General features: G+C 70.3%; 22 protein-coding genes and 4 pseudogenes. 16 read left to right on the forward strand and 10 right to left on the reverse strand.

Annotated elements, in window-relative coordinates:
- The first annotated feature begins 50 nt into the window (after positions 1–50).
- Together R2S09_RS31225 and R2S09_RS31230 are read left to right on the forward strand one after the other, a co-directional pair.
- The gene (locus tag R2S09_RS31225) at positions 51–482 is read left to right on the forward strand and encodes a hypothetical protein (RefSeq protein ID WP_316744617.1); all 432 of its coding nucleotides are present in this window, start codon (positions 51–53) and stop codon (positions 480–482) included.
- A gap of 408 nt (positions 483–890) precedes the next feature.
- Positions 891–1,520 (forward strand): SMI1/KNR4 family protein, encoded by a 630-nt coding sequence (locus R2S09_RS31230; protein ID WP_316744619.1) that lies wholly within the window; start codon positions 891–893, stop codon positions 1,518–1,520.
- A 55-nt stretch (positions 1,521–1,575) separates the two neighbouring features.
- Here R2S09_RS31230 and R2S09_RS31235 read toward each other — a convergent pair whose 3' ends face one another.
- The 3 genes from R2S09_RS31235 to R2S09_RS31245 form a co-directional block, all read right to left on the reverse strand.
- Positions 1,576–3,741: a hypothetical protein gene (locus R2S09_RS31235; RefSeq protein ID WP_306191033.1), complete on the reverse strand. Its 2,166-nt coding sequence runs from the start codon at positions 3,739–3,741 to the stop codon at positions 1,576–1,578.
- 519 nt (positions 3,742–4,260) lie between these two features.
- Positions 4,261–4,587: a YrdB family protein gene (locus R2S09_RS31240; protein ID WP_316744621.1), complete on the reverse strand. Its 327-nt coding sequence runs from the start codon at positions 4,585–4,587 to the stop codon at positions 4,261–4,263.
- The gene (locus R2S09_RS31245; RefSeq protein ID WP_306191030.1) at positions 4,584–4,934 is read right to left on the reverse strand and encodes a hypothetical protein; all 351 of its coding nucleotides are present in this window, start codon (positions 4,932–4,934) and stop codon (positions 4,584–4,586) included. Before R2S09_RS31245 ends, R2S09_RS31240 begins: the two co-directional genes overlap by 4 nt.
- Positions 4,935–4,994: 60 nt before the next feature.
- On the opposite strand from R2S09_RS31245, the gene R2S09_RS31250 reads away from it, so the two are divergent.
- A complete protein-coding gene (locus R2S09_RS31250; protein WP_306191029.1) occupies positions 4,995–5,441 on the forward strand; it encodes a MarR family winged helix-turn-helix transcriptional regulator in 447 nt (148 codons plus the stop codon).
- Here the strand turns inward: R2S09_RS31250 and R2S09_RS31255 are convergent.
- Positions 5,438–6,165, reverse strand: a pseudogene (locus R2S09_RS31255) (RNA-guided endonuclease TnpB family protein); the annotation flags it as partial. The gene R2S09_RS31250 and the pseudogene R2S09_RS31255 sit on opposite strands and share 4 nt — an antisense overlap.
- A 647-nt stretch (positions 6,166–6,812) precedes the next feature.
- Positions 6,813–7,352, reverse strand: coding sequence for a hypothetical protein (locus tag R2S09_RS31260; RefSeq protein WP_316744624.1), 540 nt, complete (start codon positions 7,350–7,352; stop codon positions 6,813–6,815).
- A gap of 458 nt (positions 7,353–7,810) precedes the next feature.
- On the opposite strand from R2S09_RS31260, the pseudogene R2S09_RS31265 reads away from it, so the two are divergent.
- The 10 genes and pseudogenes from R2S09_RS31265 to R2S09_RS31310 all read left to right on the forward strand — a co-directional run bounded on the left by R2S09_RS31265 (position 7,811) and on the right by R2S09_RS31310 (position 19,081).
- Positions 7,811–9,011: pseudogene (locus tag R2S09_RS31265) on the forward strand (Cmx/CmrA family chloramphenicol efflux MFS transporter).
- A 281-nt stretch (positions 9,012–9,292) separates the two neighbouring features.
- Positions 9,293–9,733: an Lrp/AsnC family transcriptional regulator gene (locus R2S09_RS31270; protein ID WP_306191026.1), complete on the forward strand. Its 441-nt coding sequence runs from the start codon at positions 9,293–9,295 to the stop codon at positions 9,731–9,733.
- A gap of 50 nt (positions 9,734–9,783) precedes the next feature.
- Entirely contained in the window at positions 9,784–12,768 is a 2,985-nt protein-coding gene (locus tag R2S09_RS31275; protein ID WP_316744627.1) for an aminotransferase, read from the forward strand.
- Positions 12,769–12,816: 48 nt separating this feature from the next.
- A complete protein-coding gene (locus tag R2S09_RS31280) occupies positions 12,817–13,206 on the forward strand; it encodes an FAD-dependent oxidoreductase (RefSeq protein ID WP_316744629.1) in 390 nt (129 codons plus the stop codon).
- A gap of 191 nt (positions 13,207–13,397) precedes the next feature.
- The gene (locus R2S09_RS31285) at positions 13,398–13,982 is read left to right on the forward strand and encodes a helix-turn-helix domain-containing protein (protein ID WP_306191023.1); all 585 of its coding nucleotides are present in this window, start codon (positions 13,398–13,400) and stop codon (positions 13,980–13,982) included.
- A gap of 103 nt (positions 13,983–14,085) precedes the next feature.
- Positions 14,086–15,285: an NAD(P)/FAD-dependent oxidoreductase gene (locus R2S09_RS31290; protein WP_399145077.1), complete on the forward strand. Its 1,200-nt coding sequence runs from the start codon at positions 14,086–14,088 to the stop codon at positions 15,283–15,285.
- The gene (locus R2S09_RS31295) at positions 15,282–15,650 is read left to right on the forward strand and encodes a (2Fe-2S)-binding protein (protein WP_306191021.1); all 369 of its coding nucleotides are present in this window, start codon (positions 15,282–15,284) and stop codon (positions 15,648–15,650) included. The genes R2S09_RS31290 and R2S09_RS31295 overlap by 4 nt, the downstream gene beginning before the upstream one ends.
- Complete coding sequence (locus R2S09_RS31300) at positions 15,647–17,152, forward strand: FAD-dependent oxidoreductase (protein WP_316744632.1); 1,506 nt, start codon at positions 15,647–15,649, stop codon at positions 17,150–17,152. The genes R2S09_RS31295 and R2S09_RS31300 overlap by 4 nt, the downstream gene beginning before the upstream one ends.
- Positions 17,149–18,080 (forward strand): annotated as a pseudogene (locus R2S09_RS31305) (dihydrodipicolinate synthase family protein). The gene R2S09_RS31300 and the pseudogene R2S09_RS31305 overlap by 4 nt, the downstream one beginning before the upstream one ends.
- Positions 18,080–19,081: a proline racemase family protein gene (locus R2S09_RS31310; RefSeq protein ID WP_316744634.1), complete on the forward strand. Its 1,002-nt coding sequence runs from the start codon at positions 18,080–18,082 to the stop codon at positions 19,079–19,081. The pseudogene R2S09_RS31305 and the gene R2S09_RS31310 overlap by 1 nt, the downstream one beginning before the upstream one ends.
- Before the next feature lie 246 nt (positions 19,082–19,327).
- On the opposite strand, the gene R2S09_RS31315 is transcribed toward R2S09_RS31310, so the two are convergent.
- Entirely contained in the window at positions 19,328–20,002 is a 675-nt protein-coding gene (locus R2S09_RS31315) for a beta-ketoacyl-[acyl-carrier-protein] synthase family protein (RefSeq protein WP_399145083.1), read from the reverse strand.
- Between the two features lie 4 nt (positions 20,003–20,006).
- Between R2S09_RS31315 and R2S09_RS31320 the strand changes: the two are divergent.
- Positions 20,007–20,478, forward strand: a pseudogene (locus tag R2S09_RS31320) (hypothetical protein); the annotation flags it as partial.
- Between the two features lie 275 nt (positions 20,479–20,753).
- On the opposite strand, the gene R2S09_RS31325 reads toward R2S09_RS31320, so the two are convergent.
- Positions 20,754–21,206: a helix-turn-helix domain-containing protein gene (locus tag R2S09_RS31325; protein ID WP_306191017.1), complete on the reverse strand. Its 453-nt coding sequence runs from the start codon at positions 21,204–21,206 to the stop codon at positions 20,754–20,756.
- A 134-nt stretch (positions 21,207–21,340) separates the two neighbouring features.
- Between R2S09_RS31325 and R2S09_RS31330 the strand changes: the two genes are divergently transcribed.
- On the forward strand, positions 21,341–22,258 hold the full coding sequence (locus R2S09_RS31330; protein ID WP_306191016.1) for a zinc-binding dehydrogenase: 918 nt from the start codon (positions 21,341–21,343) through the stop codon (positions 22,256–22,258).
- A 294-nt stretch (positions 22,259–22,552) separates the two neighbouring features.
- Positions 22,553–22,942, forward strand: a complete 390-nt coding sequence (locus R2S09_RS31335; protein WP_316744637.1) for an NUDIX hydrolase — start codon at positions 22,553–22,555, stop codon at positions 22,940–22,942.
- A 264-nt stretch (positions 22,943–23,206) separates the two neighbouring features.
- Here R2S09_RS31335 and R2S09_RS31340 read toward each other — a convergent pair whose 3' ends face one another.
- The 3 genes from R2S09_RS31340 to R2S09_RS31350 all read right to left on the reverse strand — a co-directional run bounded on the left by R2S09_RS31340 (position 23,207) and on the right by R2S09_RS31350 (position 26,248).
- Positions 23,207–23,329 carry a hypothetical protein gene (locus tag R2S09_RS31340; protein WP_316744638.1) on the reverse strand — a complete coding sequence of 41 codons (123 nt, stop codon included), beginning with the start codon at positions 23,327–23,329 and terminating at the stop codon, positions 23,207–23,209.
- A gap of 209 nt (positions 23,330–23,538) precedes the next feature.
- Positions 23,539–24,996 (reverse strand): NAD(P)/FAD-dependent oxidoreductase, encoded by a 1,458-nt coding sequence (locus R2S09_RS31345; protein WP_306191013.1) that lies wholly within the window; start codon positions 24,994–24,996, stop codon positions 23,539–23,541.
- Between the two features lie 502 nt (positions 24,997–25,498).
- The gene (locus R2S09_RS31350) at positions 25,499–26,248 is read right to left on the reverse strand and encodes an SDR family NAD(P)-dependent oxidoreductase (RefSeq protein WP_306191012.1); all 750 of its coding nucleotides are present in this window, start codon (positions 26,246–26,248) and stop codon (positions 25,499–25,501) included.
- Between the last annotated feature and the right edge of the window lie 157 nt (positions 26,249–26,405).

Genomic DNA, 26,405 nt, shown 5'->3' on the forward strand with positions numbered 1-26,405 from the left:
TCCTGCCGGCGCTGACGTCAGTCCCGGCGCAGTCGCAGCAGCATCGCATCGTGCAGGGGGGCGTCCGGGAACGGGAGGACCTCGCCGAACCACTCGTGGCTCCGTGCCTCGTACACCTGCACCTGCAGTCCGCCCTCGGGCTTGCGGCGCTGTCCGCCGCGCTGGTCGCCGTGCCGTTCGCCGCCGCGGCTGTGCTGGGAAGCGGCGCCGCCCCCGCCCTCTCCCGCCGCCTGGGACCGACTGCGCTGACGGCCGCGGCGCTGGTCCTGGCGGGTACGGCCCTGGCGCTCGTACCGCTCATCGGCACCGGGCCCGGGGGCCGGGCGGCCTTGCCGGTACTGGCGGCCGGGGGCGCGGCGTTCGGCGTGTTCACAGCCGCGGTGTTCGCACTGGTGCTGGCGGGTGTGCGGGGCGTCGCGGCGGGCTCGGTGTCCGGGCTGCTGTGCCCACGGCCCAGCAACTCGGCGGCTCGATCGGGGTGACGGCGGCCGGGCCGGCCTACTTCACGCCGGCCGACGGTGCGAACGCGGCGTTCGGTCACGCGATGGCCTACGAGGCCGCGGTCTTCGTGCTCACCGCGTTGATCGCCCTCCGACTGCGACGGACCGGTTCGAGGCCGGAGCAATCTCGGCCCTGACCACCTTCCGCAACACACAGGTAGACCGCCGGACGTAGCGGTCCGCGCGTCGGCATGCACCGTGTCGACGCGCTCGTCCACCCCGCATCACCACGCCAGGGTGAGGGCGGCGGCTGCGGCCCCCGTGGTGGCGATGCCGGGCAGGGTGACCCTCGCGTGCGCCGCTCCGGCATTTTTCCATGGGGAAGGCGGCACGGCGATACGGTGACGATCACACCCCGGCAGATGACCGACGGGAAGGGGACCCGGAACGATGACGGTTGACGATGCGATAGAGGCCCGGCAGGTAGTCCAGGCATGGCAGCGGATCCAGGCGTGGCTACAGGAGCACGCCCCCGCCTCCTGCGCCGCGCTCCTTCCCGGGGCCGAAGCCGGCCAGATCAGGGCCGTACAGGATGCGGTGCGGGTGCCGATCCCAAAGGCGCTGACCATGCTGTGGCGGACCGTCGGCGGCAGCGTCCTGCGCGGGGTGTTCCTCGGGAACTACGATCTGATCCCCCTGGACCGGGTGGCGGACTTCTACCGCGACCGGATGGCCGACCATGAGGACGAGGAGATCGGCGCGGCGGAAGAGCGGATCCCGCTGTGGAAGCCCGAATGGATACCGGTGTTCTCCAACCACCGGACCTCACAGGCGTTCGTGCTCTACCTCGACGCCACCGGCGGCCTGCTCTACAAGTGGAGCCGGTACGGAGAGAACAACTACGGCACCGACACCGAGGAGCTCGATTCCCTGTCCAGCTACCTGGAAGAGGTCGCCGACAGCCTTGAGTACCCGGCCATGGCCACCCGTGACAAGCCCGGCCTGGTCGACGGTGTACTGGTGTGGCAGTCGGGAATCGAGCCCGGCCAGAAGGACCAGTGGGAGCCGGTCACCGGCTGACCCGGGTAGGAGGGGGCGGAGGCGTGGCCGGTCCGCCCCCTCCTGCCGTTCGCTGCTACACCTTCCGCCACGTGCAGGTCACCGCGACGCCCGAGCAGTGCGCGAAGCCCGGCGTGTCGACGAAGAACCCGTCATCGTCGAGCAGACGCCACACCGACGGCTGCAGCTTCTTGAACGCGCCCTGGTTCTGCGCGGAGTCGATCGCCGCCCGCCCGCAGCGCTCGGTGCCCGAGGGGCCGTTCTTCGCAGTGCGGATGTCGGCGAGGAGACCGAAGTCGTCCGAGCCGTCCCCGACCCCGTTGAACGTCCAGTCGGTGTAGAGCTGCGCGCACTGGTCGCCGCTGGTGACCTGGTTCACGCCGCCGGGGAAACCGCCGCTCTCGTGCGTGGACGCGGGCGCGTACTCGTCGCAGTCGGTCGAGCCCACCACCGAATCGGCGGGGTGCTTGGTCCAGCTGGTCGGGCACACCACACCACGGCTGTCGCCACTGGTCCACGGGTTACCGGTGCTGGGGTTCTTCACCGTGGTGTCCGGGCCCAGGTAGTGCAGCAGGGAATCCCAGCGCTTGGCTCCGGCGTGGTCGGGCATCCGCTCCTGCATCAGCCAGTAGTACGCCCCGGCCGCCGGGTACAGGTTCGTGTCCACCGTGTAGGTCGGCTTGAAGAACGGGAACACACAGCCCGGCGTGACCGCACCGGGGGTGATGTTGTCGCAGCGCGGCGCCAGCTCGCGCACACTGTCCACGCCGCTGGTGCCGAAGTCGGCGGTGGCGCTCGCGGTGTCGCTGGCATCCACGGTCGCCGTGACCGACCAGCCGAGGTCGATCTGCTCCTTGCCCGTGCCGAGCCACTTCGTCACCACCGTCCCCCACCGGCCGGAGTACGTGTTGGTGGGGTCAAAGGTCCAGTGCGCGCCGGCGGTGGGGTTCGCGCCGTCGTCCTGCCACTGCACGGCCGCGCTGTCACAGGCCGAGCATGACGAGTCGAGGTTCCACTTCATCGTCACGCCCTGCAACGCGGGGTCTATGTAGGTGGGGATGATCACGATCTGCTGGTCGAACTCGGCGAAGTCGCTGCCGCTCTCGGCCTTGTTGCGGTACGTCTTCAGCCGCTGCTCGAACTTGAAGTGTGCCCGCCCGATCGCCGGGGCCTCCGGGTCGGAGTCGAAGAAGTACAGGTCGCCTTCGCCGAGATCCTTCAGGCATGCCTCGGTACGGTTCATGTAGTCCAGGCCGTCAGCGGCATCGGTGCACCAGTCGACCAGGTCAACTGCCGGATTCCCGCCGGGGGTGGAGGCGGCGGACTTCGTGGAGAAGTCCTGCGTCGTCTCTCTCGTCCTACCCGGCTCGGGGCGCTTCACCTTCTTCGCCTTCTCGGACTTGTGCATGTCGAAGCACAGCTTCCGGCCCTTCTTGTCCGCCTTCGAGCAGTCCTTCTTGTCGAAGTCGGCGAGGGCCGGCGAAGACGGCGTCGCTCCCTGAGACGACGGGGAGGAGGCGGCCGCGGCGGCCGGGGCCGCGCCCGGGTCGGTGCGGGTGAACTCCACGATCGTCTGTGCCGTGGAATCGATGCCCGAGGACGCCTGAGCCACCGGGAACGTCACGTACGGTTCGATGCGGAACTTGGCCCACGGCGACCAGTTCGTCTCGTACAGGCTGCCGTCGTAGGCCGAGGTGTGCACCAGGTAGTCGGTGCGCGGCTTCAGGCGCCCGTATTCCACCTGCACCTGCGCCGTCGACCCCGACGCCACGAACGGCGACACCAGCACGCCGTAGGTGTTGGCGTCGGTCAGCTTCACCTTCGTCCCCGGCGTGCCGTCGGCGTTCGCCGTGTACACCTCGAACGTCAGGTTCGCCTTGTCGCCGTCCGCGTCAGTGACCGTGTTCCGAAGAATCACCTCCGGCGCGATCACCCGCCAGGTCGTACCGGACTTCTTGAACTGCGGCCCCGCCGACGGGTTCGTACCCGACACCGGCCGCGACCCGGCCGCAGCCGTATCCGGAGACTCCGGGCCGGCCGCAGGCTGCGCCGACGGTGCCGCCGTCGGATCCGGCTTCACCGAAGCCGACGCGGCCGCCGGCACTCCCGCCACCAGCACCAGACCAGCAGCCAGAGCAACAGCCGACCGAAGCCGCCGAGTTGAGCGTTGTATTAACGAAGACACGAAGAACAGTGCCCTTCCTCCTAGGGGAATCGTGCGCGCGTACGAATGCGACAGCACACGAGCGCGGATCCTAAGCGGAAGACCAACGTCCAGGTAAGGGGTTCCAACTCCCGGTAAAGAAAAGGGCGTTGGGGCGCCGAAGGGACGGCATCTAAACCGTCGGATACATCACACGCCGCGTCCAGGTGACGGACCGCGTCAGAAACAGCAGCGGCCACACCCATGTGGGGGTGTGGGCCAACCACTGCTACGGGCTCGGTGGCTCCCGAAGTCGTCGCGGAACGACATCCGCGCCCGAACGCTCACCGTGACCCGGCGGACGGTCTCAAGCGTGATCAGGCCGACCGCTACCGGCCGACGGTTCCCAAGCGGATCCCCCGACGCATCCCGGACGACAAGTACACCAAGGTCTTCGCCGGCCTCTCCCACCGAGATCGTGCCCTGACGGCCTTCTCGGTCACCAGCGGCGCCCGCGCCGGCGCACTGCTGAGCTCGACCCGACACGACGCTCTACCGACCGGCACTTTCTGCTTTCCTGACTGCGTGCCGGACAGCCCGCCCCGGGGAAACGCCCGGCTAGGCAAAGGCGAGCTCCAGAGCCGTGGACAGCAGCCACGCACCGCAGAACCACAGGGCCGCTTGCCTCCCCTTCACCGCCGCCCATGCTCCCGCCCCGGCACCGAACCAGCAGAGCTCAAGGACGGCACGCGCCGCCCCGTGCAGGGGATACACGGCCGAAGGTGCGCCGAACAGCGCCCACACAACGGCGAACAGAGCCACCAGGCATACGGCGAGCACCAGACGCAGCAGGAGGTGCACCCGTCGGGTGAACCCCCACCAACCTGCCGCCGCGTAGACACCGATCTCCAACAGGAACGCCAGGACACCGCTCACCGTGCTCATCGCGCAAGCCACCATGCGGAGGCGAGGTGCAGCACGGCGAAGACGCCGGCGCCGAGCGTCATCCCCAGGTTCCGCTGCCGCGCGCCGAGCGCCGAGTCCCCCACCTGGGCCAGGCCTGCGACCACCAGCATCGGCCAGGCAGCCGCACGGGCATCGGCCAGCAGCACCACCGCGGTTGCCAATCCCAACGGGACTGCCCGTGCCGCGTACGCCCGGGCGTACATATCAGTACCGGCGGTGACCGGCTCGGTGTGTGCGAGGGCGATTCCAGGGCGCAGGGCACCCGCGATGCTCGATCCGGCGCTGATGAGCGCAGCGATCGCGTTGGCGACCACCAAAGCAGTCATTGCTTCCCCCCAAAAAATCATTCGAGCAATGAACGATTTAAAGAAGGTATCATTCTCTTCGTGAGTGATGTCAAGGGAGCAGCGGACCTCCGCGCCACCGTCGTCTTCAACCTGGGCACCCTCGGCGCCCTCGCCACCGACCGCTTCGCCGAACGCATCGAGGAGCTCGGCCTCAAACCCAAGCACGCGGGCTTGTTGGCCGCGTTGGACACGGCCCAGGCGGCGTCCCAGCAGGACCTCGCCCGACGGCTCGGCGTCGCACCCAGCCTGATCGTCGCCCTGGCCGACCAACTGCAAGAACTCGGCGCGCTGGAACGAATCCGCGACGCGCAGGACCGGCGACGCCAGGTCCTCAGCCTTACCACCAAGGGCCGTCAGCTACTCTCCGACTGCGCAGCCGCCGCCCAATCCGTGGACAAAGAGCTGACCTCAGAACTCAGCGACGCCCAACGCGTCGCACTCACGCACGCACTACGCCTCCTCAGCGAACGACACCCGCCCGCCTAGGGGCTGTCCGGCAATCGGCCGACCGCTGCCCGCTGCCCGGCATGATCGAAGCGTGACCCCTGAACCTGGGCGGCCGGGCCGCATGAAGTACGTCCTGTTCGACGTCGACGGCACGCTGATCGACGCGGTGAGGCTGCGCCGGCTTGCACACGCGACGCTGCCGGACAAACCGGCAGGGCCGATGCGCCCCGTGTCTGGTCGCGGTCGTGCACCGTGCCGCATGCGTCGCATGTCCATTCCCGGACGCGCAGGGGCTTGGGGCCGTCCCGTCCTCGCAGGCCGAGCAGACCTGTGAGGACGGGAAAGCACGGTCCACCTTGGCGAAGGTCCGGCCGTGCAGAGCCGGCTTCTACTCCAGCATGCCGACGAACGCGGACCATCCCGCGTCGTGCACGGACTCGGCGAGGCGGGTGCGGCCGAGCCCGGACACCGCGAGGTCTTCCACATACACCGCTTGATTGTCGCGAATGATCTGCGTGGAAGCCTTGTGGTGCCAGTCCCGGCGCCGGTCGGCCACACGCGCGTGCTGGCGTGCGACCTTGATACGAGCCTTTGCCCGGTTCTTCGACCCCTTCACCTTGCGGGACAGCTCCCGCCCAAGGCGCTTGAGCTTCTTCTCCGCCCGGCGCAGGAAGCGCGGGCTGTCGATCTTCCGGCCGTCGGACAGGACCGCGAAGGCGGACAGCCCGAGGTCCACACCGGTCTCCTCCTCCACCTCGGGGAGGAGATGAAGCCATGTCTCATCGGCCTTTCCATCACGGCAATCTCCGTGCCGTGCTGCTCGAACGGGCGGAGGCGGTGCTTCGGGAGCGCGGCACCGACGCGCTGTCCCTGCCTCGGGTGTCGAAGCGGGTGCGTACGACGCACGTGACGCGGGCCGGCTCACCCTGCTGCTGTCCGCGACCGTTCAGGGCATCGCGGCGCTCGTCACGTCCCGGCGGATCACAGCACCTCAGAGCGAGGCGCTCATCGACGACGCGATCGCCCTCTTCCTCTCCGGCGCACGGGCCGCGCGCTAGCTGGACCCCCTTCACCTGACACGGCATCCGGCAGTCAGGGCGCGGAAGGTCCGCGGGCCGCTGGGGGCCGCTCTGGTGGGCGGGAGGCCCTGCACGGGCAGCAGCCGGCGGGCTTCGACCTCGCGACCGTGGATGAGGCCGACCCGGGCCTTCGGAACGTCTTCCCCCGACCCGCGAGTGATCTACCTCCGGCCGGCGCGCGACCGTGCAAGCGGTGGCGCACACGCCGTCCACCGGGGGCGGATTTGTCCGGCGCTCACGCCCGCTACGCCGGCGAGGTAAACGCTGTGAGTTTCGGTTCAGTGTCCTCGCACCGTCCTGGTTGCCGCAGATGAATCGTCTCGCCCTCCGTCTACCGGCCGCCACTGGCTTCGATATGGAACCTCGTGAGTGCGAACAGAATCAGGAGATCGAGTGTCATCATGGGAATGGCCCATGCCGGATAGTGTGGGACGAACATGAACTGGGTGATCAGGCTGATTGCCACCACCGCCGCACCGGCTCCGCGGCCCAGGCTCGTGTCCGCCAAGACCGCCAGGCCAGTGATGACGAGCAGCACACCGACAACGAGGTGGATCACGCCCCAGGTGGTCAGGTCGAACCAGTAGGTGTAGCGGGACGAGGCGGCAAACAGGCTGTCCTGTGCGATTCCGGATACGCCCATAAGAATGCTGAACGACCCGCTGATTGTCATCATGGCCCCAGCAGCCAAGGAGGCACCGCTGAGCGTTTTGCCGCCGCGCTGTCGCTGTGCCTTGTCGGGTACCGCTGTCATGGTCATCGCCTCCCTGCCGGCGTGGTCAGCGACGCGCAGTCGAGTACGCGAAGCCGGATACGCCTCCCTGACAGGATCGCCGTAATCGTTCGGTATCGCGACTGCGATCTCGGGCATGCGACAAGGTTTTCGCCGCCCAAAGGCAGCGGGGCTTGATTCGGCCTGATCCAGAACGGAAGTCCGAGGCGGGGGTGCGCGCTCAAGCAGTTTGTGCCATGACAGCAACTCCATGGCGGTCTCGGCGATCAGGCAGGGAGACGGGCCCACGTCCAGCCAGGCACAGGACTGCCAAACTGACTGCTGCTGGCTGTGGGACTTGACGTTGGTGACACAGGCGAGCCTCGGTGAAACCGGGGTGTCTCGCCGGGGAGTAGTCGGGTAGCGTGCGGGCCATGTCGAGTCCTGAGTCAGACAAGGTGGGGGCTTTCGGTCATGCCGTCAGTCCTCTGAATCACTGAGCTCGTAGCTCTGTCGTCGCGCCGCGTGCTGCGGTCGGCGGGTGTGTCCTTGGGGGCTGGCCGCGGTGACGAGATGTCCTTCTCGTGCCTCTCCTCGCCTCACCTCGGAGCCACTCGATGCCTCTTCCGCTGTACCTGCTTGCCGTGGCGGTCTTCGCCATGGGCACCTCGGAGTTCATGCTCGCCGGCCTCCTGCCGGACATCGCCTCGGATCTCGACGTCACAGTCGGGACAGCAGGCGTGCTCACCTCGGCCTTCGCGACCGGCATGATCGTCGGCGCCCACCTTGTGGCCGCGCTCGCCCGCAACTGGCCCAGGCCCTCCAGTCTGCTCGGGTTCGTCCTCGCTTTCGCGGCAGCTCACGCAGTGGGCGCCATCACCACCAGCTTCCCGGTCCTGTTCGCTACCCGGGTCGTCGCCGCGCTCGCGAACGCGGCGTTCCTCGCCGTCGCTTTGACGGCTGCCACCACGCTGGTCTCGCACGACAAGAAGGGACGTGCGCTGGCCGTGTTGCTGTCGGGCACGACGTTCGCCACGGTCGCCGGAGTCCCTGGCGGCTCGGTGCTCGGCACGTTGCTCGGCTGGCGCGCCACATTCTGGGCTGTCGCCGCCCTCTGCCTGCCTGCAGCTCTGGGCATCCTGAAGGGCGTCCCGGCGGGACGTGTGAAGGAACAGGCGACTGACGGGCCGGCCTTGCGAGCGGAGCTCGCCCAGCTGGCACGGCGGAGGCTGATCCTGGTGATGCTGCTGGGCGCGCTGGTCAACGGCGGCAACCTTCGCCGGCTTCACTTTCCTCGCCCCCGTCGTGACCGACACCGCCGGGCTCAGTGAGCTGTGGATCTCTGTCGCCCTGGTGCTCTTCGGTATCGGTTCCTTCGCCGGGGTCACCGTCGCCGGTCGGCTGTCCGACCAGCACCCCGGCCCGGTCATCGCGGTCGGCGGCCCGCTGCTGCTCATCGGCTGGCCGACCCTGGCCATGCTGGCCGACAGGCCGGTCGCCCTGCTCGCCCTCGTGTTCGTCCAGGGTGCCCTGTCGTTCGCGCTGGGCAGCACCCTGATCACGCGGGTCCTTTACGAAGCCGCGGGAGCCCCCACCATGGCTGGCTCATACGCGACCGCGGCGCTCAACGTCGGCGCCGCCGTCGGCCCCCTCATCGCCGCGACCACCCTCGGCACCGGGGTCGGAAACCTCGGGCCGCTGTGGTCGAGCGGATTCCTGGTCGCTGTTGCGTTGCTCATCGCGTTCCCCCTTCGCACCGTGATCGCGGGCCCGCCGAAGCACCGAGGTGCTCCAGTGACAGATGCGAACGCCCCGTGAGCCGCGGTCGGTGACGTCGATGCCGCGCCGGCCGGCACGAGCTCCCACAGCAGCGACTGGATCGAGGGGAACGCCCGCTCGCATACGGCATCGCCCGCCGGCCGCATCGCGCGCGCCGGCAGCACGTTCGAAAAAGTCAGGACTCTGGAGTGCTCACGAGAGCCCGTACACGCGATTCGCTCGATTCCATCGTCTCGACACTTGAATCGAGCGTGTAGATCCATCATTGTGATTGAAACAAGCATGCTGCCTGCCGTTCACGCAGGGGAGAGAGGTGCTGCATGGACGACACCGACCGGGCCATCCTGCGGGAGCTGCAGGTCGACGGCCGGATCCCGTACGCCGATCTGGGTCCGAAGGTGGGGTTGTCACCCTCGGCAGCAAGGCTCCGGCTGCAGCGGCTGATCGACACCAAGGCGGTCCAGGTCGTCGGAGTGACCGACCCGATGACCATGGGCCGGCAGACGATGGCACTCCTGGGCTTGCGCATCGACGGCGATCCCCGGGCGGTCGCCGATGAACTGTCCCGGCACGACGAGGTCGTGTACACGGTCCTGACGGCCGGCGGCTTCGACCTGTTCACGGAGGTGGTGTGCAGTCAGCCTCGAGATCTTCTGGACTTCATCAACGACGTCGTGCGGCCCGTCGAGGGTGTCGCATCCGTGGAGAACTTCCCTTACTTCGGCATTCACACGCACCGCTTCTTGTGGCATGTCGACTGAGGCATCCGAGCGTCCCAGCCCTGTCTGCCCGCACCAGCCGAGGAACCCGCATGCTGCCCGACGAGTACCGCACGATCGACTTCTTCACCGAGGACGCCCTTCCCGTACCCCGCCTGGCGCAGGCCGAGGCTGAGCTCATCGCCGCCGAACACTTCGGCATCACCGCTCGCGCACAGTCGCTGGGCAGCCAGCAGGACGCCAACTTCCTGCTGCACATCGACGACGGGAGGCCCGCGGCGATTCTGAAGGTCGCCAACCCCGCCTTCGGCACTGTGGAGATCGAGGCTCAGGACGCCGCAGCCGACCTGATAGCCGCGGCCCGCCCGGAACTGCGCATCGCCACCGTCCTGCGCCACCCCGACGGCTCCCCGCGTCGCACGACGGTGGACACCGAGAACGGTCCGGCCGTCGCGCGGTTGCTGCGCTACCTGCCCGGCGGCACGCTCTCGGGACCACGACACCTGTCCCCCGGCACCGTGGCGGCCATGGGCACCATCGTCGGAAAGGTCAGCACCGCCCTGCGCGACTTCCGGCACCCGGGCCTTGACCGCGTGCTCCAGTGGGACCCCCAGCACGCCGATCGCGTCGTCACCAAGCTCGCCGGGCACATCGACGAGCCCGACCGGCGCACCGCCGTCCAGACCGCGACCGCCGAGGCCTGGGCACATGTCCAAAGGCTCGCCGCCGCGCTGCCGTCGCAGGCCGTACACCTGGACCTCACCGACGACAATCTGATCCGCCGTCCCGACGCCCGTCCGCCGATGCCGGACGGGGTCATCGACTTCGGTGACGTGACCACGAGCTGGGCGGTCGGCGAACTTGCCGTGTCCCTGTCCTCGATGCTCCACCACGACGGCGTCGAGCCTCACCACCTGCTCCCGGCCGTCCGCGCCTTCCACGACGTCCGGCCGCTCTCCCCCGAGGAGGCGGAGGCGTTGTGGCCGCTCGTGGTCCTGCGCGCCGCCGTCCTGGTGGCCAGCGGACGGCAGCAGGCCGCCGTCGACGAGGACAACGCCTACGCCAAGGCCGCCCTCGACCGCGAATGGCGCATATTCGAACAGGCCACCTGTCTGCCCCTGCCGGTGATGCTCCACCTCCTCAGGGACGCGACCGGCACGGCCGACGTGCCTTCCCGAACCGCGCAGGCCGACACGCCGGTGCGCCCTCTCCTGCGGGACCTCGCCCCCGGCGACATCACCCTCCTCGACCTGTCCACCGACGGCGATCGCATGGACGACGGGGCCTGGATGGACGCCGGCACCGAGGCCCGGCTGGCGGCCTCCGCGCTCGCGGACGGAGCGGCCGCGGTCGCCACCCGGTACGCCCATGCGCGGCTCACTCGGACACCGGCGCTGTCAGCGGTGTCCACCGCCACGGTGCCCACCGGAATCGACCTCTGGCTCGGCCGGGATGCCGTGGTGCAGGCGCCCGCCGCAGGGAGGGTCCTCGCCGCGGCGCCGGGCCGGGTGGAACTCACCTACGGTGCGCAGGCGCTGTCGCTGTCCTTCACCCCCTCGGTCGAGCCCGTGGTCACCACCGGTGCGACGGTGCAGGCGGGTGAGGGCATCGCCCACCTCGGCTCCGGCGCCTCGGTCCACGTCGCGCTGCGCGCCGCCGACGGCCCTGCTGCCCCGCGCCTGGTCCGGCCCGAGTACGCCACCGGCTGGCTCGCGCTCACCGCCGACCCCGCCCCGCTCCTCGGCCTCCTCGCCGGCTCCGACCGTACGCGCGAGAGGGACCTGCTGGACCGGCGCGACGCCGCGTTCGCCACCGTGCAGGAGCACTACTACGCCAACCCTCCCCGTATCGAGCGTGGTTGGCGCCACCATCTGCTGTCCACCGAGGCCCGCTCGTACCTCGACATCGTCAACAACGTCACCCCGTTGGGCCACGCCCACCCCCGGGTCGAGAAGGCGGTTTCCCGGCAGTTGCGACGGCTCAACACCAACTCACGCTTCCACTACGCCTCGGTGGTGGAGTTCACCGAACGCCTCGCCGGCCTCCTTCCCCACCCCTTGGACACGGTGTTCCTGGTCAACTCCGGCTCCGAGGCGGTGGATCTGGGTCTTCGGCTGGCCATCGGCGCCACCGGCCGCCACGACGTCGTCGCACTGCGCGAGGCGTACCACGGCTGGACGTACGCCTCCGACGCGGTCTCCACCTCTCTCCAGGACAACCCGAACGCCCTGGCCACCCGCCCGAGCTGGGTGCACACGGTGGACTCGCCCAACTCCTACCGAGGCCGCCACCGCGGGGCCGATGCCGTGCGGTACGGGCCCGAGGCCGTCGCGGTGATCGACGAGCTGGCCGCTTCCGACCGCCCGGCGGGAGCGTTCATCGGCGAGACCTTCTACGGCAACGCCGGAGGAGTCGCCCTTCCCGACGGCTATCTCGCCCAGGTGTACGCGGCCGTTCGACGTCACGGCGGCCTGGCCGTCGCCGACGAGGTGCAGGTCGGATACGGGCGTCTGGGGCACTGGTTCTGGGGCTTCGAGCAGCAGGGGGTCGTGCCCGACATCGTCTGTGTCGCCAAGGCCATGGGCAACGGGCACCCCCTCGGTGCCGTCATCACCTCCAAGGAGGTCGCCGATCGCTACCGCGATCAGGGCTATTTCTTCTCCTCCACCGGTGGCAGCCCGGTCTCCAGCGTCGTGGGCCTCACCGTCCTGGACACCCTGCGCGACGAGGACCTCCAGGGCAACGCGGTGCGCGTCGGCGGCCGTCTGAAGCGCCGGCTCGAAGCACTGGCCGACCGTTACGGCATCATCGGCGCCGTCCATGGCACGGGCCTCTATCTCGGCCTCGAACTCGTCAGGGATCGCACCACCCTGGAACCGGCCACGGAGGAGACCGCCGAGCTCTGCGACCGCATGCTCGACCTCGGCGTCATCGTCCAGCCCACCGGCGATCACCTCAACATCCTTAAGATCAAGCCGCCACTGTGCATCGACTCCACCGCCGCGGACTTCTTCGCCGACATGCTCGACCTGGCCCTCGCCCAGCTCGGCCACGGCCACGGCCACGGCCACGCCTGATGACACCCGGGTCGGCGTCGGCGCTTCCCCATTCGGCGCGGCAAGCCGATGCTGCTGACCTTCGCCGGCGGCGCCTGGGGGCGGGAGATCGAGCAGAAGAGCGACGAAGAGGCGGTCTCGTCGGTCCTCGGCGCCCTCCGCAAGATCTACGGCGACTCCGTCCCCGAGCCCGTGGCGCACTGGATCACACGCTGGGGCGTCGACCCCCTCGCCCTCGGCTCGTACTCCTACGTCGCCGTCGGCTCCTCGCACGACGATCACGATGCGATGGCAGGACCCGTCGACGGCGTACTCCACTTTGCGGGAGAAGCGACCTGGGGGCGCGAACCAGCTACTGTCCACGGCGCGCTCCGCTCAGGGCATCGCGCGGCCGAGCGGATCCTCGGTTCACCGATCTCCCTGGCCGAGCTCACACGGGGCGTGAGCCCTTCGAGGTGACGTAGCCGGGACCAGCGGCGGGACTGACCATCGCGATCGCGTACGCCCTGGGAGAGGTGGTGCACTGCGGGAGAAAGCCCCATCCTGATCCGTGTGACGAACGCACCGCCACAGTGCTCGTACGCTATACCGAACGACAGCAGAGAGGTAAGGGTGAGGTTGTGAGCGTCTCCGAGGGTTCGGTCCGGAGCATGCTGGCGGCCAATCTGAGACGGGCCAGGACCCAGCGGGGGCTGTCACTCTCCGAGCTGTCCAGGCGTTCGAAGATCGGCAAGGCGACCCTGTCGCAGCTGGAATCCGGAACGGGCAACCCCACCATCGAGACGGTGTTCAGCCTCTCGAGAGTGCTCGAGGTGCCGATCTCGGACCTGCTGGACACCCGGCCGGCCGGTGAGCTGACAGTGGTGCGCGCCGCGGAGACGGAGGTGCTCAGCGGCGAGGGCGTGGATCTGCGACCGCTGCAGCGGATCGAGTCCGGTGATGCCGTCATCGAGGTCTTCGATCAGCGGGTACGGGCCGGGCGCCGGCAGGAGTCACTCGGCCATGTCGGCACTGAGCACACCATCGTGCAGGCCGGCCGGCTCGGTGTGCGGGTGAAGGACGACGAGGTGGAGCTGGGGCCGGGCGACTATGTGCGCTTCGACGCGTCGCGGCCGCACAGTTACACGGCGCTCGAGGGCGAGGTGCGCTCGGTCCTGCTGCTGCAGTACCGGGCGGAGCAGCGGCTCCACCTGTCCGACACCGGACTCGGCGCTACCCGCCCGGCGGAGGGATAGCTCGCCGCGGCAAGGCCGCTGAACTCTCTTCGGCGTGACCGTTGACAGTCCTCCTGTCCGGTCATACGTTTCCGGTCGTTCGGTTTGACGAACGGGGAGTTCAATGTACGGAACGTCGGCAGTGGTTGTGGGTGCCGGAATCGTCGGCTGTGCCTGTGCTCGCGAGCTGGCCCTGGCCGGATTCGAGGTCACGGTCGTCGAGCGCGGTGCCGCCGCGTCGGCGACCACGGCGCACGGCGAGGGCAACGTGCTCGTCTCCGACAAGGGTCCGGGTCCCGAGCTGCAACTCGCCCAGCTGTCCCGGCGGTTGTGGCCGCAGGTGCTCGCGGCTGCCGCCGAGCGGTCCGCGCACGCGGCGCGGGCGGTGGAATGGGAGCCCAAGGGCGGCATCGTCGTGGCGACGACCGACGCCGGAGCCCGCGAGCTGACCCGCTTCGCCGCCGGCCAGCGCACGGCGGGCGTGCACACCGAGATCCTCGACGCCGACGCGCTCGCCGCGGCGGAACCGTACGTCACCCGTGACCACGCCGCCGCCGTTCGCTACCCGGAGGACGCCCAGGTGCAGCCGGCCGCCGCGGCCGCCGCCCTGCTCACCGAAGCCCTCGCGGCGGGCGCCACCCTGCGCACCGGCTGCGAGGTGCTCGGTGCGCTCACCCGCGGCGAACGGATCACCGCGGTCCGCACCTCGACCGGCCTGCTGGAGGCGGACTGCTTCGTCAACGCCGCGGGCCCCTGGTCCGGCGAGCTCGCCACGCGTCTGGGTGCCCCGGTGGACATCCGGCCCCGGCGCGGCGACGTGCTGGTGACCACTCCCCTGCCGCCGATGGTCTTCCACAAGGTCTACGACGCGGACTACGTGGGAGCCGTCGGCAGCAGCACTCAGGGCCTGCAGACCTCGGCGGTGGTGGAGTCCACCCGCGGCGGCAGCGTGCTCATCGGCTCCTCGCGCCGCCGCGTCGGTTTCGACGACCGGCTGCGCCCCGCGGTGCTCTCGGCCGTCGCCGCCAAGGCGCTGCGGCTGTTCCCGGCACTGGCCGGGGTCCCGGTGATCCGCGCCTACGGCGGATTCCGGCCCTACGTCCCCGACCACCTGCCCGTCATCGGCGCCGACCCACGGCTGAGCGGTCTCTGGCACGTCGGCGGTCACGAGGGCGCCGGCATCGGTCTGTCGGTGGGCAGCGCACGGCTGCTGCGCCAGCTGATGCTCGGTCAGCCGACGGAGATGGACACGACCCCCTTCCGAGTGGACCGCCCCGCCGTGCTGGGCGCCCGCCCGGCCCCCGCACATGAGGAGACGGCATGAGCCCCAGACGTGTCCGCGCCGAGTCCGACGCCGTCGGACGGCAGGAGAGGCCGCTGCGGATCACCGTCGACGGAGAACCCGTCGACGGCATCGCGGGCCAGACGATCGCGGGCGTCCTGCTCGCCTCCGGCCGCCTGGCCTGGCGGCGGGGACCCTCCGGCGCACCTCGCGGAGTGTTCTGCGGCATCGGCGTCTGCTTCGACTGTCTGGTGACGGTGGGCGGCGAGCGCGACGTCCGAGCCTGCCGCCGCCGGGCCCATGACGGCGACGTGGTGACCACACAGGACCGGCGGCCGGAGACCGGCCGGACGACGGGCCCCACGGACCGAAAGCACCTCGGCCGGACGGGAGAGGAGGACAGGTGACGACGCGCCATGTGGTCGTGGTCGGTGCGGGACCCGCGGGTCTGGCCGCGGCGGAGGCCGCGCTCGGGGCCGGCGCCCGGGTCACGCTGATCGACTCGGCGGACCAGCCCGGCGGCCAGTACCACCGCATGCTGCCCGAGGCCTGCGGCGCCGCTCCCCCCGAGCGGCGCCGGCACGGCCGGCGGGCCTTCGACCGGCGCCGCCGCCGGGTGCTCACCCACCCACGGTGCGCCTGGTGGCCCGAGACCTCCGTCTGGGCCCTGGAACGCCCGGACCCGAAAGAGCCCGGAGTCCCGCGGGTGCACGTGGTGCGCGGCCCGGCCGACGGCGGCGGAAGGAGCCGGCTGAGTCTCGACCCCGACGCGCTGGTGCTCGCCGTCGGCGCCCACGACCGCGTCCTGCCGTTCCCCGGCTGGGAGTTGCCCGGGGTCTTCACCGCCGGCGCCGCGCAGGCGCTCGCCAAGGGTGAGCGGGTCGTCGTCGGCGACCGGGTGGTGGTGGCCGGTACGGGACCCTTCCTGCTGCCGGTGGCCGCCTCCCTGCTTCGGGCAGGCTCCCGCGTCCTGGAGGTGCTGGAGGCCAACACGGCGGGCACCCTCGCCCGCGGCTGGGCACAGCGGCCCTGGCAGTTGGCCGCATACGGTGGCAGGGCCGGTGAACTCGCCGAGTACACCGCTTTGTTGCTGCGGCACCGGGTGCCCTGCCGCGTCGGCCGGACGGTCGTCGAGGCACGCGGCGACGGCAGGGTGGAGGAGGTCGTCACCGCCCGGCTGCGTGCCGACTGGTCGGTGGTACCCGGCACCGAGCGCACGGCCCCGGTCGACGCGGTGTGCGTCAGCCACGGCTTCAGCCCGCAACTGGAGCTGCCCGTGGCCGCCGGTTGCACGCTGCGCAGCGCACCGGGCGGCGAGTTCGTGGTCGTCGACGACGACCAGCGCACCAGTTGCCCGAACGTGTACGCGGCCGGTGAGATCACCGGCATCGCGGGTGCCCCGGCCGCACGGGCGCAGGGCGCGCTCGCCGGATGGCTCGCCGCCGGTGGCGCCCCGGACACCCCCGCCCTGCGCCCGCTGCGGCGCAGCCGGGACCAGGGCCGGGCCTTCGCCGAGCGGCTGGCGGGCGCTCACCCCATCGGTGCGGCGTGGCCCGAGTGGCTGCGTCCCGAGACGGTCGTCTGCCGCTGCGAGGAGGCCGACTACGCCTCGCTGTGCCGGGCCGCCGACAACGCGGCGAGCCGCGGCGCGCGGGTCGCCAAGCTTGAGACGCGTGCCGGTCTCGGCCCCTGCCAGGGCCGCATCTGCGGCCCCACGGTCGCCGAGCTCAGCGCCCGGCTGACCGGGCGGCCCGCGGAGCACCCGGCCGAGGGCCTTCCGGCGGCCGGTCCTCACCACCGGCCGATCGCCCAGCCCATCCGGCTCGGCGAGCTGGCCGCCGCTCCCGAACCAATCCCCGACAGCACCGAATCCGACCCCCGATGTACGAAGACGGAGCAGTATTCATGAGCGACACCGAGAAGCAGCACTTGTCCCTCGGCGGCGTCGTGGTGGCCACCGCCCTGCCGTACCGCGAGGACGCCTCCGCCCCGGCCGGCCTGGCCGTCGACTACGACCGGTACGCCGAACACTGCCGCTGGCTGGTCGACAACGGCTGCCACGGCGTCGGCCCCAACGGGTCGCTGGGCGAGTACTCCTCCCTGACCGACGACGAGCGCCGCAGGGTTGCCCGTACCGCAGTCGAGGCGCTCGGCGACTCGGGGAAGTGGTCGTCGGCGTGCACGGCGTCGGTTGGCACCAGGCCCGGCACTGGACCGAGGTCGCGGCCGAGGACGGCGCGGACGGCGTGCTGTGCCTGCCGCCGACCATGTACCGCGCCAACCGCGGTGAGATCCTGGCGCACATCGAGGCCGTGGCCTCCGTAGGCCTGCCGGTGATGGTCTACAACAACCCCATCGACACCAAGGTCGACCTCACCCCTGACCTGCTCGCCGAGATCTCCTTGATCGACAACGTCGTCGCGGTGAAGGAGTTCTCCGGTGACGTCCGGCGCGTTCTGGAGATCAAGGAGCAGGCGCCCGCACTGGAGGTGATCAGCGGCGCCGACGACGTCGTACTGGAGAGCCTGCTGATGGGCGCCACCGGCTGGTTCGCCGGCTTCCCGAACGTCTTCCCTGCGGAGTCGGCCCGCCTGCACGACCTGGCCACCGCCGGCAAGCTGGCCGAGGCCCGCGCCCTGTACGAGCCGCTGGTCGCGGCCTTCCGCTGGGACTCGCGCACCGAGTTCGTCCAGGCCATCAAGCTCGGCATGGAGCAGGTCGGCCGGTTCGGCGGCCCCTGCCGCCCGCCGCGCGGACCGCTGACCCCGCAGCTGCGCGAGCAGGTCCAGACCGACATGGCCCGCGCCATCGCCTCCCTCAGCCAGGAGGCTTCCTGATGCGGTCCGTCCGTACCGTCAGCGCGGTCGACTCGCACACCGAGGGCATGCCCACCCGCGTCGTCACCGGTGGCGTCGGGCCGATCCCCGGCGCCACCATGGCCGAACGCCGCCGCCACGCCGTGGAGAACCTGGACGAACTGCGCCGCTTCCTGGTCGACGAACCACGCGGCCACGCGGCCATGAGCGGCGCGATCCTCCAGCCGCCGACCCGCCCGGACGCCGACTGGGGCGTGCTCTACATCGAGGTCAGCGGATTCCTGCCGATGTGCGGGCACGGCACCGTCGGTGTGGCCACCGTCCTGGTGGAGACCGGGATGGTCCCGGTCACCGAACCGGAGACCACCGTGCGCCTCGACACGCCCGCGGGCCTGGTCGAGGCACGGGTCGCGGTCCGCGACGGCCGAGCCGAAAAGGTCACCCTGCGCAACGTGGACGCCTTCGCGCTCGAACTCGACGCCACCGTGAAGGTGCCCGACCTCGGAGACATCCGCTACGACATGGCCTACGGCGGAAACTTCTACGCCGTCGTCGAACTCGACCAGGTGGGCCTGCCGTTCGACCGGGCCCGCAAGGACGAGATCCTCGCCGCCGGACTGTCGATCATGCAGACGGTCAACCAGCGGAACCGGCCGGTGCACCCGGTCGATCCGCTCATCACCGGCTGCAAGCACGTGCAGTTCCTGGCCCCGGACTCCACTCCCCGGCACTCCCGCAACGCCATGGCCATCCACCCCGGCTGGTTCGACCGCTCGCCGTGCGGTACCGGCACCTCGGCGCGGATGGCACAGCTGCACGCGCGCGGGGAGCTGCCGCTGCACACCGAGTTCGTCAACGAGTCCTTCATCGGCACCCGCTTCACCGGACGCCTGGTCGACACCACCGAGGTGGGTGGCGTGCCCGCCGTCGTGCCCGAGTTCTCCGGCCGGGCGTGGATCACCGGCACCGCGAACTACCTGCTCGACCCGAGCGATCCGTTCCCGCACGGATTCGTGCTCTAGGCAAACCCGTTCGTCTGCACCGGGGGGTCCGCCATGTCCCGCAGCACTCCATTGACGTGCTCCCTGGCCGGAAGTCCGGGGATTCCGGCCTGGGCCGTCGGACCCTTCCGGGGCTTCCTGCTTCAACGCGCTGTGCGGACACGTGTGCCCGGCTCACCGGCACTCGTTCTTCGCGGTTGCGGGTACGACGCCATGAGCACGGCGGCGGAGGAGAGCGCCGAGGCCAAGGAGGTGTGTTCGCGCGCCTCATGGTGCGGTCGAGGCTGTACGGGACGGGTGGTGCCGTACGCCGGTGACGATGAGTGAGACGTTCTGTCCGCCGAAGCCGAAGGAGTTGCTGAGCACGGCCTCCTGGGGGACGTCTCGTCGCTCTGCGACGACATCGAGAGCGATGCCGGGACCGACGCCGGCCGTGGTGATGTTGCGCGTCGGCGGGATGATGCCGTGCTCCACACCGAGGACGGCGATGAGCGCTTCGAGCGCGCCGGCGGCGCCGAAGAGATGGCCGAGCGCCGCCTTGGGGGCTGTCACGGTGGCGCGGCCGAAGACCTCCCCGATCGCGTGCGCCTCGGCAACGTCGCCGACCGGAGTTCCGGTGGCGTGGGCGTTGATGTGGCTGATCTGCTCGGGAGCCAAGCCGGCTTGCGTGAGGGCCTTCCGCATGGTCGAGATCTGACCGGAGCCGTCGGGAGCGGGCGCCGTGATGTGGTGAGCGTCGGCGGCGATGCCGGCGCCCGCGAGCACCGCGTGGACGCGTGCGCCCCGGGCGCCGGCGTGCTCGGCGCTTTCGAGCACCATGGCAGCGGCGCCTTCACCGAGGACGGATCCGCTGCGGTCCGCGGCGAACGGCCGTGACGCTGACGCCGGTTCGGCGGTGTGCCGCGAGAGTGCCTGTGCCTGGGTGAAGCCGGCGACGGTGATGGCCACTCCTGAGACGGATCCCTTGCTGCTGTTCAGCCGCTTCCGGCCGGAGCAGGCCAGGCTGGTCGGTGACGTCGTCAAGGCCCGCGGCCGGCTCACGTACCGGGAGGGGAGCAGTCGAGGTGACAGCGGACGTCACCTTCGTGTACCCGGTCACCCCGGCGGCCGGCGACAGCGGGCGCAACGCCGAGGTGGTCCGTACGATAGTGCGGCGCAAGGTGGTGATGAGCTGGGACGACCCGGCCAAGGTCATCACCGGAGCGAACACCATGTCCCTCGTCTCGTACGCGCTCGACATGACCAACGGCGGGTGCTCCGGCCTCACCGGCTACTTCGTGCCGCCCTTCGGCACCGCCGATGACCAGCCCGCCGACGCTGCCCACCGGATCGATCCGTACGACCGCAGCAGGCCGATCGGCATGAGCAACGGCACGACGTCCACGGGCAACGGCTGCGCGACCGCCACCCGTTCCTGAAGCGTGGCGCGCGTCAGGCGTCCATGGGTTCGGTCGGCGACTCGTTCGACAACGCCCTGGCGGAGAACGTGTGGATGCTGAGCAGGACCGAGGGCCTCCGAGGCCAGGACGGGGGAATCTCACCGAGAGGCCGGTGCTCAACGATGCGCTCACGCCACTCGAGGAGACGAGGCAGACCCAGACGACCCCCTGTCTTTCGTCGCGCCTGACCTGTTGCCGAGCTTCTGGCCACCGTTCGCATCGGAAGAGGAGCCAGAGGAGGGGAAGAGCGACCGTCAGTCGGCGGCGCCGCTCTGCCGGCGGTCGTAGCCATCGCGGCGGGTGAGGACCTCCTCCATGTGGTCCTCCGCCCACTCCTTGATTCCCCGCATGACTCCCTGGAGCGAGCAACCGAGATCGGTCAGCTCATAGGTGACGGTGACGGGCACCGTGGGGGTCACGGTTCTGGTCACCATCCCGTCGCGCTCGAGTGAACGCAACGTCTGCGTCAGCATCTTCTGGCTCACGCCCGAGATCCGGCGTGACAGCTCGGAGTAGCGCATGGGCCGCGGTTCGTCGCCGGAGGCAGCCCCGGGGCGCGGGCCGTCCCCGCCCAGGGCGGCAAGCACGAGGGCGACCCACTTGTCGGAGATCCGCTCCAGGAGCCGGCGGCTGGGACATTCCGCGAGGAATGCGTCGTACTCCGCTTTGGCTTCGGCCCGCCGCTGCGACGCGGTGCTGGTCGGCACGACCCACCTCCGATTCAGTGACTTACGCACTTCTAGGTGCCTACTTTCCCTTGGGAAGTACATACCCCATGGTGGTGCTGCACAACAGCAAGTGCAAGACCACCTCACAAGACATCCACCAAGGAGCAGATGACATGAGTCAGGCGACATCCCGGCGGGCCGTGGTCCGCGTTCCGTCCGGTCCCCGCTCGATCGAGATCATCGACGTCCCCCTGGCCGAGCCGGGGCCGGCGGAGATCCGCGTCAAGATCGCCGCCGCGGCTATCAACCCCGTCGACCTCGGGGTGGCCGACGGCGTCTTTCACCGGCTCGGACTCGTCCACCAGCCGGACTACACCGGTCTCGGCTGGGACTTCGCCGGCACTGTCGATGCTGCCGGACCCGGCGCCGAGCTGCCCGTCGGCACCCGTGTTGCCGGGTTCATCGACGGTTTCGACCGCGACCACGGATCCCATGCCGAGCACCTCGTCGTCGCCGCCGGCAATGCCGCCGTCGTCCCCGACAGCATGGACCTGGTCGAGGCGGCGACTGTGCCGCTCAACGCCACCGCCGCAGCCCAGCTCGTGAACCTCCTCGGTGAGGCGCCGAGCAAGGCTCGGCGCCTGCTGGTGACCGGCGCGGCCGGTGCGGTGGGCGCGCACGTCGCCGTACTCGCCCAGGACCGCGGCTGGCAGGTGACCGGAATGGCCCGAGCGGCCGACGAACCGTTCGTCCGGGGCATCGGCGCCGACTTCGCCACCCGACCCGGGTGGGGCTGGGACGCCGTTGCCGACGCCGGAGCCCTGCAGGAGCACGCCCTTCGGGCGGTGCGCGACGATGGCCGTTTCGTCGGCGTCCAGCCGGCCTCGCGGCTCCCCGAGGAGCGCGGCATCGCGGTCGAGGTCCTGTTCGCACATCCCGACGGAGCGCTTCTCGCCCGCTTGCTCGCACGAGCGGCGACGGGAGAACTGGCGCCTCGCGTCCACGCCGTCGCGCCGCTCGGCGAAGCCGCCGATGCCTACCAGGCGATGGCCAAGGGCAGCGTCCGCGGCCGGATCGTCCTCGTTCCCTGACAGCGCCGCTTCCTCGCGCGACTCCGGCCGTGACCGCGGGTTCCCGGAACCCGGTCGGTGGTCCTGACGCCCGGCGGACCGGCGATCGATGTGCCCGTCGGCCGCCTGGACGCACACGGCGCCGTCAGCACCCACCGCCGGCACATGGCCTCATGGCGTATGGGGAATCCGGCGCGTTGAACTGGGCAAGGATGCCCTATGTCCGATCCTGGGCCGCTGGCTGTCGATGACCATGGCAACCTCCTGGTCTCGTTCACACCCGGCATGGAATGCGTAGGCCCTCTCGGGGCTCCGATGCCCATGGCTCTGACGGCGCTGTGGCACGACGGAGAGGTCGCCATGGTCTACGACCGATTCAGGCAGCAGTGGGAACTTCCCGGCGGTCTGATCGAGCCGGGAGAGAGCCCCCGCCAGGCAGCCGCCCGTGAACTGTGGGAGGAGAGCGGGCAACCACCCGTCACCCCCCTGCGGTTCGCCGGTCATGCCGGATTCTTGCTCGGACCCACGCAGCGTGCGGAGTACGGTGCCCTGTTCGTCGGCCGCGCTCTGAAACGTCTTCCCTTCGAGGCGAATGACGAGATCGAGGCGATGAGCTGGTGGGACCTGACCGCACCACTACCTGGTCATGTCTCGGGCATCGACGCATACCTCGCGCGACTCACCCAACCCACGACGGCCGACTGAGCGTGTTCGTCTGTCCGCTGAGGCGGCGGTGGCAGAGGAGGGTTGCGGCTGTGCCGGCGAAGGCGAGGAAGTGTTCGCCGCTGCATTCGCGGACGGCGGCGTTCGCATGCCCGCCGTTCGGTCGGCGGAGCAGGCCGAAGGAACGCAGGTTCCTGTTGCGATCACTCGGATGACCGGGTGTCGTCGCTCCAGCCGCTGGAGGCGCTGCTCGGGGAGACGCCCGGGTGCTCGTCGTTCACGTTGTCGCCCGTCACCGGGTGTGCCTCAGTGGCCGACGCCCGAGCGCACCGCGTGTCCCACCTTCGCGCGCGGCGCGACGAACGTGTCGGAGCCCCGGGTGGTGATCTGGTCCCGTTCCTCGGGCAGGTCCACCGGCAGGCCGAGCACGATGTGCGCGGCCGGTCCGGGTGACAGGATGACGACCCGTGCAACGCCATGCTTGAGAAAGGTCGGCCAGAACCCGTGGGCTTGGGCGCGACACCGCAGGACTGCACGGCCGTCGTGGCTGTCAGCGCCATCGGTGTGGGATCACGCGCGCCCACCGCTGAGCGTCAGCGGCTCCGGCATCATCTGTCCGACCGGGCGTCTGGTCAGGCTCAGCCGCTTTCGCGCTGGTGGGCGGCAAGGAGGAAGAGCCAGATCTCGCTCACGGTCGGGAAGCAGGCGATGGCGTGCCGGAGCCGCTTGAGCGGGACCTCTCCGGCGACCGCGACGGTGGCCGAGTACAGCAGTTCGCTGATGCCGGGGCCGACGAAGGTGACCCCGAGCAGGATCTCCCGGTCGAGATCGATGATCATCCGGGCGTGGCCCTGGTAGCCGTCGGCGTAGAGGTTGGCGCCCTGGGCGGCGTTGAAGTCGACATCGACGACCTTGACGCGGTGCCCGGCGCGGGCCGCCTGCTCGGCGGTCAGGCCCACGGCGCCGGCCTCGGGGTCGGTGAAGAAGACCTGGGGTACGGCGTGCTGGTCGGCCGTGGTGGCGTGGTCGCCCCAGGCGGCGTCGTCGACCGGGCGGCCCGCGGCGCGGGCGCCGATGGCGTCGCCCGCGGTGCGGGCCTGGTACTTGCCCTGGTGGGTGAGCAGCGCCCGGTGGTTGACGTCACCGAGGGCGTACAGCCACTCGCCGTCGACCCCGTCGACCAGGCAGGTGGTGTCGACTTCCAGCCAGGAGCCGGGGTCGAGGCCGATGGTGTCCAGGCCGATGTCGTCGGTGGCGGGTGTACGGCCGGTGGCGAAGAGCACCTCGTCGGCTTCCAGTTCGCTGCCGTCGTCGAGGCTGAGTGTGACGGGGCCGGTGGCATCCGGGCGGCGCAGGGCGCTCACCTGCACACCGGTCCGCACGTCGGCGCCGGCCTCGGTGAGGGCGCGTCCGATCAGCTCGCCGGTGAACGGTTCCATGCGGGGCAGCAGCGTACGGCGGGCAAGGAGGGTGACCTTGGAGCCGAGGCCCTGCCAGAGGGTGGCCATCTCCACGCCGACCCCGCCGCCGCCGACGATGGCGAGCCGGGCCGGCACGGTGCTGGAGTCGGTGCCGTTCCGGTTGGTCCAGGGCCGGGCCTCGTCGATGCCCGGGACATCGGGTAGCGCCGGCCGGCTGCCGGTGGCGATGGCCACCGCGTGCCGGGCGGTGAGGGTGCGCGGTGCTCCGTCGCCGGGGGTTACCGTCACGCGGCGGGGACCGTCGAGCCTGCCCTGGCCGCGGAACAGGTCGGCGCCGATGGACTTCACCCACCGGGCCTGGCCGCTGTCGTCCCAGTCGGTGACGTAGCGGTTGCGGCGGGCGAACACCCGGTCGCTGTCCAGCCGGCCGGTCACGGCCTGCCGGGCGCCGTCCACGCGGTGGACGTCGGCGAGGGCGATGACCGGCCGCAGCAGTGCCTTGCTGGGCACGCAGGCCCAGTAGGAGCATTCGCCGCCGACGAGTTCGCGCTCCACAACGGCCACGGAGAGTCCGGCGGCGCGGGCGCGGTCGGCGACGTTCTGTCCGACCGGGCCGGCACCCAGCACGATCACGTCGTATGTGCCGTCTTCATGGGACCCGGATGCTGCGGTCATCGCTGCCTCGCTTCGTCATGATGTGTACTGGTCCGGCGGGTGCTCATCGCGTTATGGCCCGCTGTTCGTCGCGTCATGGAGGCGCTCGTCCCCCGCTCTTGGTCATGACTGTCGGTGATACCGACGGTGACGGAGTGGGTGCGCCGAGAAGAGCACCTTTTGTCTTGCACGGCGTTCCTCCCACTTCCACAGAACACCGGTGCCGGATCCCGCGCAGCTTTTACCGGTCGGCCGACCGAGGCCTTCGCCGGCCTGTGGCGCCTGTCACGAGAACGGGACTGGTGGGCGCGAGTACCGGCCACTCATGATCGGGACCTTCCGAGCCCACATCAAGGACTGGGGAACGCCGTCCACCGCCGGGCGCGAGCACGTATGAAACCCTGCTCATGGCATCCTGCCGCGGCCGCGGCGGCGGCCAGGCAACCCGGAAGGCCCGGCACAACGATTTCTCATCCGTTGTGCTGGGCCTTCCGTGCTGGGTTCAGCGTCTCGGCCATCCGGCTCAGACGGCGACGCGACCGCCGTCGACGGGGACGATCGCGCCATGCACGAAGCTCGCCGCGTCGCTCGCCAGGAACGCGATCACGGAGGCGATCTCCTCAGGGCTCGCCGGGCGGCCCGCGGGGGCCTGGGCAGCAAGAACGCTCAGGTCGTCACCCATTCCGGCCGTTCCCTCAGTGCGCGTCGGCCCGACCCCGACGGCATTGACCCGCACACCGTGCGGACCGTACTCGGCCGCCCACGACTTGGTCAGCAGGTTCACGGCAGCCTTGCTCGACCCGTACAGGGCCATGCCCGCCATGCCGAAGTCGGCCACCATCGTGCTCACGTTGATGACGGAGCCGTGGCCGCGCTCCGCCATGCCCGGCGCGAGCTGGGCCACGAGGTAGTACGGAGCCTTCACGTTCAGCGCGTACACCGCGTCGAACTGCTCCTCCGTGGTGTCGGCGGTGGGCCCGAAGGGGTAGATGCCGGCGCTGTTCACGAGGACGTCGACCGCGCCACCCATGTCGGTCGCGCGCCGCGCCAGGTCGCGGGCCGCGTCGGCCGTCGTGAGGTCGGCGGCGAGGAAGTCGGCCTTGCCGCCCCGGGCTCGGATGCTCGCGGCCACGGACTCGCCGCGTGACGCATCCCGCCCGGCGACCAGCACATGCGCTCCGCGCTCGGCGAGCAGGCGTGCGGTCGTTGCGCCGATGCCGCTGGTGGCTCCGGTAACCAGAGCGACGCTGCCGGCGAGGTAGGAAGAATTCACGGTAAGCACTCCATCTAATATTTGGTTGCCGCGCAATAACGTACACCGCTTTTCAGGGAGTGCATTCGATCGCTTCTTCCATGGCGTCATGAATACAGGCCAATCACCGGTCGTCGAGGACGCCGGCCACCCCACCACAAGCATCATCTGCGCAGTT

It is taken from the genome of Streptomyces sp. MK7 (assembly GCF_032658145.1).
Classification (GTDB): Bacteria; Actinomycetota; Actinomycetes; order Streptomycetales; family Streptomycetaceae; genus Streptomyces; species Streptomyces spiralis.